Source organism: Dyella sp. EPa41 (assembly GCF_016586165.1).
In the GTDB taxonomy this organism is placed as follows: Bacteria; Pseudomonadota; Gammaproteobacteria; order Xanthomonadales; family Rhodanobacteraceae; genus Dyella.
Map to the genome: position 1 here is coordinate 67,497 of NZ_BCPR01000016.1, position 6,977 is coordinate 74,473.

Annotated in this window: 9 protein-coding genes; 3 read left to right on the plus strand and 6 right to left on the minus strand. The window is 65.5% G+C overall.

Annotation, left to right across the window (positions count from 1 at the left end):
* Positions 1-13: 13 nt before the first annotated feature.
* Positions 14-838: an SGNH/GDSL hydrolase family protein gene (locus JMF82_RS07610; protein ID WP_201313934.1), complete on the plus strand. Its 825-nt coding sequence runs from the start codon at positions 14-16 to the stop codon at positions 836-838.
* Positions 839-859: 21 nt separating this feature from the next.
* Positions 860-1,279, plus strand: coding sequence for a hypothetical protein (locus JMF82_RS07615; RefSeq protein ID WP_201313935.1), 420 nt, complete (start codon positions 860-862; stop codon positions 1,277-1,279).
* Positions 1,280-1,306: 27 nt separating this feature from the next.
* Here JMF82_RS07615 and JMF82_RS07620 read toward each other — a convergent pair whose 3' ends face one another.
* Both JMF82_RS07620 and JMF82_RS07625 read right to left on the minus strand, forming a co-directional pair.
* Positions 1,307-1,723: a DUF302 domain-containing protein gene (locus tag JMF82_RS07620; protein WP_201313936.1), complete on the minus strand. Its 417-nt coding sequence runs from the start codon at positions 1,721-1,723 to the stop codon at positions 1,307-1,309.
* Positions 1,724-1,838: 115 nt separating this feature from the next.
* The gene (locus JMF82_RS07625) at positions 1,839-2,585 is read right to left on the minus strand and encodes a glucose 1-dehydrogenase (protein WP_201313937.1); all 747 of its coding nucleotides are present in this window, start codon (positions 2,583-2,585) and stop codon (positions 1,839-1,841) included.
* A 107-nt stretch (positions 2,586-2,692) separates the two neighbouring features.
* Here JMF82_RS07625 and JMF82_RS07630 point away from each other — a divergent pair, with 107 nt between their 5' ends.
* Positions 2,693-3,058 (plus strand): helix-turn-helix domain-containing protein, encoded by a 366-nt coding sequence (locus tag JMF82_RS07630; protein WP_201313938.1) that lies wholly within the window; start codon positions 2,693-2,695, stop codon positions 3,056-3,058.
* Positions 3,059-3,338: 280 nt separating this feature from the next.
* Here the strand turns inward: JMF82_RS07630 and tsaB are convergent, their stop codons facing one another.
* The 4 genes from tsaB to JMF82_RS07650 all read right to left on the minus strand — a co-directional run.
* A complete protein-coding gene (gene tsaB / locus JMF82_RS07635; protein WP_201313939.1) occupies positions 3,339-4,028 on the minus strand; it encodes a tRNA (adenosine(37)-N6)-threonylcarbamoyltransferase complex dimerization subunit type 1 TsaB in 690 nt (229 codons plus the stop codon).
* Positions 4,025-5,374 (minus strand): cell envelope integrity protein CreD, encoded by a 1,350-nt coding sequence (creD, locus tag JMF82_RS07640; RefSeq protein ID WP_201313940.1) that lies wholly within the window; start codon positions 5,372-5,374, stop codon positions 4,025-4,027. Before creD ends, tsaB begins: the two co-directional genes overlap by 4 nt.
* A 102-nt stretch (positions 5,375-5,476) precedes the next feature.
* Positions 5,477-5,848, minus strand: a complete 372-nt coding sequence (locus tag JMF82_RS07645) for a VOC family protein (RefSeq protein ID WP_201313941.1) — start codon at positions 5,846-5,848, stop codon at positions 5,477-5,479.
* Positions 5,849-5,927: 79 nt separating this feature from the next.
* On the minus strand, positions 5,928-6,977 hold a 1,050-nt coding region (locus tag JMF82_RS07650), incomplete at its 5' end, for an ATP-dependent DNA helicase (protein WP_201313942.1).

Here is a 6,977-nt window from a genome sequence, read left to right on the forward strand (position 1 = left end):
ACAGGGATGTCGCATGAAGAGCGTGTGGCGCATCATGGTGCTCACGTTGCTGCTTTCCTCGGCGGTCGCCGCAATCGCCAGAGGCGCAACAGAGCAACGCGTTCTGTTCATCGGCAACAGCCTGACCTACGTGAACAGCCTCCCGGCGATTTTCGAACTCACTGCGCAGGCCCAGGCCAGCGCACCACGATATCGCGCCGACATGTATGTTCGAGGCGGTGCCAGGCTTTCAGAACTGGCGCAAGAGCCGCAGCTCAATCAATTGCTCACCTCGGGCATCTATCAAATCGTGGTTCTGCAGGAGCGCGGCGGTGACGTGTTGTGCGCGCAGGAAACCGGAGGAAAAGTCGACGATACCCGCGAAACATGCGATCGCATGACCACGGCACACCTGAAGTTGGCTCGGCTGGCGCGGGAGCACGGCGCGCGCGTGCTTTACATGGGCACCTACCAGTCGGTGCCCAGGTTCTCGCAAATGCTGGTGCGCGCCGAAGCGCAACTCGGCGACGAGATGGGCGTGCCCGCGCTGGAGATCAGCGAGACGCTGCGGAGCCTCCAGCAGCAGTACGCGGATTACCCCTGGTTGTATGCCGACAACAGCCATCCCGGCATTGCCACCACCACGCTGATGGCGCTACGCGTATACCAGGCACTTCATCCGGGCCATCCGCTCAAGCCGTATGCGCTGTGCACGGCCAGCAAGCTGTATACGAATCACCTTGGCGAACGCACCTTTGTCACCCACGACGCTCTTACGGCCAAGGCCGGTCCCGCACACTGCCTGTTGAACGAGGCGCAGACGGGCGCGATCATCGAAGCGCTTGCGCCCTCCGGCTGATCCCACCCTGGAATGACACGCATGCTGATCGAAGGCCGATGCCATTGCGGCAACATCTCGTTTTACCTGCGATGGGAGCCTGACCCCGACGAGATCCCCGCGCGCGCGTGCGACTGCTCGTTCTGCACGAAGCACGGCGGGGTATGGACATCCTGCCCGGACGGCCATTTGCGGATTTCAGTACAGGATGCCGCGCAGGTATCGCGCTATGCCTTCGGCACGCGCACGGCGGAATTCCATGTATGTGCGCGTTGCGGCGTGGTGCCGCTGGTCACCAGCACCATCGACGGCCACCTCTATGCCGTGGTCAACGTCAACGTGCTCGAAGGCATCGAGCCTTCGCGGCTGAAGCACAGCGCGGCGAGCTTCGGCGAGGAGGACCCGGGCGTGCGCCTGGCGCGCAGGCAGCGTCATTGGATCAGGCACGTGGCATTCGACTGAACGCGGCGCGCCGCAGACCCGGCGCCCCTACTTCCCCACGAACGCTTGCAGTATCGCCATCGCGGGTGCGAGCTGGCTGGCCGTCTCCGGACCGAGCTCATGCCGGCCGACGATGTACTCCGGCGTGTTGCAGGCGATCCATGCATCGCCGTGCTCGTCCTCCCACACCAGGACCTTCAACGGAAGATCGAGGCCGATGGCCGGCTCCATCTTCATCAACGGCGTGCCCGCTTTCGGGTTGCCGAAGATCAGCATCCGCTCGGGCCGCATGCTGAGCCCCGCGCGTTCCGCATCGCCGCTGAAGTCGATGCGCGCGAATATCGTGAGCCCCCGCGAGGTGATGGCTTCTTCCAACCCGTCGATGGTTTTTGCGAAGTCGAACGACGAGCGGAAGCGAACAACGCCGAAGTGCGGGGCACCAAGGCTGGAGACATCCTGGGGCATGGACCACCTTGCTCGATGCGGAGTCGAAGGAAATGCTCCGACGTGCTCCGTCAAGGCGATGCATGCGCCGGCACGCCTCCGTGAACGGAAGCGCACCGGCGCCAGGGCGCTTGCCTCAGCGCACGCCGCCACCGGCAAACAGGCGCTCGCCGGTCAGCCAGTACGAGTCATCGGAGGCCAGGAAGGTGACGATCGAGGCGATGTCGTTCGGCTGGCCGATGCGGCCGAGCGGGGTCTGCGCCACGGCATGGGCGTGGAAGTCCGAACCGATGAAACCGGCCGAGTGGGTGCCCTCGGTTTCCACCATGCCCGGGTTGACCGCATTGACGCGGATCTTGCGGGGGCCCAGTTCGCGCGACAGCACGCCCGTGATGGCGTCCACCGCGCCCTTGGTACCGGTGTAGACCGCGCTGGTCTCCGGCACGATGCGCGTTACCAGTGAGCCGATGTTGATGATGCTGCCGCCCTCGCCCAGATGCTTCACGGCTGCCTGGGTGGTCAGCAGCAGGCCCAGCACGTTGACGTTGAACTGCTTGTGGAAGTGTTCCTCCGTGATCTGCTCGATGGCGCCGAACTCGTAGACACCGGAGTTGTTCACGAGGATATCCAGGCGGCCGAAGTGCTTGACCGCGGCGTCCACGATGCCCTGGGCATCGGCGGCCTTGGAGACGTCGCCTCCAACGGCCACGGCCTTGCCGCCGGCCTTTTCAATCTCGCTGACCACGGTGTCGGCGCCGGCCTTGCTGGAGGCGTAGTTCACGACAACCGAAGCACCTTCGGCGGCCAGCGACTTCGCGATGGCGGCACCGATACCCTTGGATGCGCCGGTAACGACGGCGACTTTGCCTTTGAGCTTGCTCATGACGGGTCCTGATGGGGGTGGGATAGCATGACTGGGAGTTCTCAACTCCCATGGTTCGCAACATACGAACTTATGAACTAATTTTCAAGAGCTGGTAAAATGCCGTCATGCGTCCGTTGACCCACCCCTCGATCGACGACATCACCGTGGAGGGCATCCTCCACGCGCTGTCCGATCCCGTACGCGTCCGTATCTATACGCAGCTTGCCTGCGCGGAGCGCGCCAACAGCTGCTCGGCTTTCCTGCAGGTGGAAGACCGCTGCATCCCCAAGTCCACGCTGTCCCAGCACTTCCGGGCGCTGCGCGAGGCGGGGCTGATCCGCAGCGAGCGGCGCGGCGTGGAAATGCTCAACACCACCCGCTGCGACGAAATCCAGCAACGCTTCCCCGGCCTTTTGCCCGCGATCATGCAGGCGCATGCCATCCAGTCCGGCAAGCCGCTGCCGCCTGCCCCTGAGGGCGACGACAAGTAAGTCTTCCGGTGGGATGCCCGCCAGGCGGGCCTGCTTCAGTCCGCCGGGATATCCCGTAGACGCGACTGGGAAATGCCCGACTCGATAGCGGCTGACATCGCCTGCGATCCCGGGACAGACCGATGCCGCGTATCCCTCGGGTCACGGCACGAAATGAGTTGTGGCCATCCGTGGCCGGCGGTCCCATCCGTGTTTCCCCTGGGACCCGCCAACGATAGCGAGAGAGGCGCCGTTACGGCATCTCATACAAGTCGTAGGAATTGCCCTACAAATGGGGACGTCAGGCCTTGCCCTGCTCCACCAGCGTCAACGCCACCTTGTCGCGCAGGTATACCGGCAGCGCATGCTCCGGCGCCGTCGCGCGCCCCGCCGCGAACTCGCGTACCGCCAGTTCCGCGACATGGCGTGCCTGCGGATAGCGCCCGCCCTCCGCGGAACGCAACCCGCCGGTGAGATGGCGGCGAAGTTCCTCCTCATAGGTGGACCATCCGGTACCGACCACGTGCCACTGCGCCTCCTGCGGCAACCGCAGCGAAGTCGGCAAGCACACGCGCTCGTCGTCCAGCGGCATCAGCCCGCCGTTGTCGTCACGGCGATAGCTCGCTGCGTAGATCTCGCCCATGCGCGCATCGATCACGGCAAGAATCGCCGCCTCGTCTTCGGGTGCCTCAAGCGCCAATGCGGCGAGCGACGACACCGTGACCACGGGCACGTCCAGCGCCAACGCCATGCCCTGCGCCAGCGAGATGCCGAGGCGCACGCCGGTGAACGCGCCGGGGCCGCGGCCGACGGCAATCGCATCGAGCGCGTGGCGACCCAGGCCGGCTTCGGCCAACAGGTTGTCGGCCATCGGCAATACCAGTTCGGCATGGCGCCGGGGCGCGATTTCGCTGCGCGCGATCACTTCGTCGCCGTGGATCAGGGCAACGGAGCAGGCTTCGGTGGAGGTTTCGATGGCAAGCAGGTTCATGGCCGCTCCATGATAGCCGGTGCAGGCGTGGCCGCGGCGGGCACGCTGGCATACCAGTCGATGCGCCGGGTGAGATACATCAGCAGCGCAACAGCGAGCACCAGCACGATGGCGCCGATCAGCAACGCATACTCCTCCGCCGCCAGCACCACGTAGAGCATGGCGTAGACGAGACCCAACGCGGCGCCCAACAACAGGCCGGCCCGGCGCGCGCCAAGCACGGCCATCGCATAGCCACCCATGATCAAGACCACCGAGGCGGCCGCCACGCCATAAGCAAGCCCGAAGCCGATCTGCTCGGAAAGGGCCAGCAACAGCACATAGAACGAGGTCAGCGCCGCGCCGATCAGCAGGTATTGTACGGGGTGCACGCGCAAGCGCTTGAGCACCTCGAACAGGAAGAACGCCACGAAGGTCATGGTGATGAACAGCAAGCCGTATTTGCCCGCGCGCACATTGCGCTGGTAGATGTCCACCGGTTGGAACAGCGCTACGCCGAAGGTCGAATCATGCACGGCGCTGTCGATGCGGCCATCGCTCGCATGCCAGGACTGGCCATACCGCCGGTTGAGGTCGAGCATATGCCAGCGCGCCGAAAAGCCGTGTGCGTCCACCGTGCGTTCCACGGGCAACGCGGCGCCGATGAAACTCGGATCCGGCCACGGCGCATGCATCTTCACATCCATGGTGCGTGCCAGCGGAAGCCACTGCAGCGACTGGGTGCCGGCCAGGCGGAAGTTGAGCACGAAGTCGATCGGCTGGCCCGCCAGGGCCTCCAGGTCCAATGGCACCGTCACCGTGGGCCACGAACCACCGAAGGTGGCTGCCGACGACGAGAACCGTTGCGGCTTGCCGTTGATCTGCACTTCGGTCACTTCCTGCAGGCCGCGCAGATCGGCCAACACCAGCCTCAATTCGGCCTTGCCGCCTTGCCAGGTCGCGCCGTCGAGCTGGCGCGATTGCGCTATCTCATCGGGGAGAAAGCGGCCATGCAGCTGCACGGTCGAAGCGAACACCGGCGCCTCGTAGATACCGTAACGCCGCTTGTCCACCGTCATGGCCACATCCATGCTGGCGGTATCAGGCAGGATCAAGGCGGTATCGGTCTGCTCCCTGGGTTCGCCTGGCGCGCCGGCGAAGGTCTGGCGCGTGGGCACCGCCAGCACCAGGCCACCCAGCACCTGTTCGCCGCCCCAACCCTGGGCGATCTGGTCGATCGCTGACTGGCGCATGCCCTGCCGCTCTTCCACCAGCGACTGCACTTTCCACAGCGGCAACAGCATCAACAACGCGAGCAAACCGATGCCAAGCACCTTGGCAGTCCAGCTTCGCATCCAGCTTCCCATGACCATGATTCCCCATGACGGAGTCATCATGGAAACAGGCGCCGGGGCAAGCCGCAGGGCAAGCTGCGGTCAAACGGTGACAAGCGGGAGGCGAAACGGCGATCAGCCGGCCGGCGGCTGCCACAGCTCGATGCGCGTGCCCTCCGGATCCATGATCCAGCCGAAACGACCGAACTCGCTGTCTTCGACGCGATCATCGACCGTCACGCCGGCATCGCGAAGCCGGGCGAGCATGCCGTCGAGGTCGTCCACGCGGAAATTGATCATGTACGGCTGCGCGCTGGGCGCGAAGTAATCGGTGTCCGCCGCGAACGGGCACCAGACGGTGTAGCCGCTGCGCGAGGCGTCGTCGTCGAAACGCACGCCGCCCCATCCCTCGATCGACAGTCCCAGGTGCCGGGCATACCACTCGCCCAACGCCTTGGGATCGCGCGACTTGAAGAAGAAGCCGCCCATGCCGGTGACCTTGGCCATACCGTCGCCCTCCACGCGGTGGAATGTCGGGACATCGTCCGGCGGCCGGCCGCGGAAATCCAGTGCCGGCCTACCACGATCACTCGACAGGCGACGGGTCCCTGGCGAAGAACGCCTGCACATCGACCAATGCCCGCGTGCGCGGCATGGGCGGCAGGCTGCCGAGGAACAGACGTCCGTATCCCTTGGTGGTGAGGCGCGGATCGCACAGCACGAGCACGCCGCGATCGCGTACATCGCGGATCAGGCGTCCCGCGCCCTGCTTGAGCGCGATTACCGCGCTGGGCACCTGCCAGCCCATGAAGGGATTGATGCCCGAGTGCTCCAGCGCTTCCAGTCGCGCCTGCAACACGGGATCGTCGGGCGCGGCGAACGGCAGCTTGTCGATCACCACGACACTCAACGCTTCGCCCGCCACGTCCACGCCTTCCCAGAAACTCGCCGCGCCCAGCAACACGCCATGGCCGCTGGCGCGGAACTCTTCCAACAGGCGATGGCGCGGTGCCGTGCCTTGCACGAACAGTGGCCATGGCACGCGCTCGCGCAAAAGGTCGGCCGCACGACGCAGGGCGCGGTGCGATGTGAACAACAGGAAGGCGCGGCCGTTCGAAGCGTGCAGGACCGGCAGCACGGCCTCGACCACGCGGTCGGTGTAATCGCGAACCGAGGGATCGGGCAGGTTTTCGGGCAGGTAGCACAGCGCCTGCTTCGCGTAGTCGAACGGGCTTTCGACATGCAGCGTCTGCGGATCTTCCAGCCCGAGCTGCCGCGCGAAATGATCGAAGCTGCCCGCCACCGAGAGCGTCGCCGAGGTGTGCACCCAGGCGGCCTGGGTCTGTTCGCGCATCGCACGCAGTGGCGCGGCGAGATCGAGCGGCGTGGCATGCAGCGCAAACCCGCGCGGGAACAGCTCGAACCAGCGCACGTCACGCTCGCTCTCGCGTTCGGCAATGCGATCGAGCCGCTCGCTGAGATGCGCGGCGCGCTCATGCGCATTGGCAAAGCCGCGCGAACGCTCCGCCTGCGAGGCCAACGCGTCGGTCAGCGCCGCCAGCACTTCGCGCGTGTCATGCAATGCCGCGTTGATGGCGTCGCTGGCTTCCAGCAAATGGAACGGGCCGCGTTCGGG

Excerpts from the sequence above, each read along its gene's own strand:
- JMF82_RS07645 (WP_201313941.1), bottom strand. The coding sequence starts at position 5,848 with ATGGCCAAGGTCACCGGCATGGGCGGCTTCTTCTTCAAGTCGCGCGAT.
- JMF82_RS07625 (WP_201313937.1), bottom strand. The coding sequence starts at position 2,585 with ATGAGCAAGCTCAAAGGCAAAGTCGCCGTCGTTACCGGCGCATCCAAG.
- JMF82_RS07615 (WP_201313935.1), top strand. The coding sequence starts at position 860 with ATGCTGATCGAAGGCCGATGCCATTGCGGCAACATCTCGTTTTACCTG.
- tsaB (WP_201313939.1), bottom strand. The coding sequence starts at position 4,028 with ATGAACCTGCTTGCCATCGAAACCTCCACCGAAGCCTGCTCCGTTGCC.
- JMF82_RS07630 (WP_201313938.1), top strand. The coding sequence starts at position 2,693 with ATGCGTCCGTTGACCCACCCCTCGATCGACGACATCACCGTGGAGGGC.
- JMF82_RS07610 (WP_201313934.1), top strand. The coding sequence starts at position 14 with ATGAAGAGCGTGTGGCGCATCATGGTGCTCACGTTGCTGCTTTCCTCG.
- JMF82_RS07620 (WP_201313936.1), bottom strand. The coding sequence starts at position 1,723 with ATGCCCCAGGATGTCTCCAGCCTTGGTGCCCCGCACTTCGGCGTTGTT.
- creD (WP_201313940.1), bottom strand. The coding sequence starts at position 5,374 with ATGGGAAGCTGGATGCGAAGCTGGACTGCCAAGGTGCTTGGCATCGGT.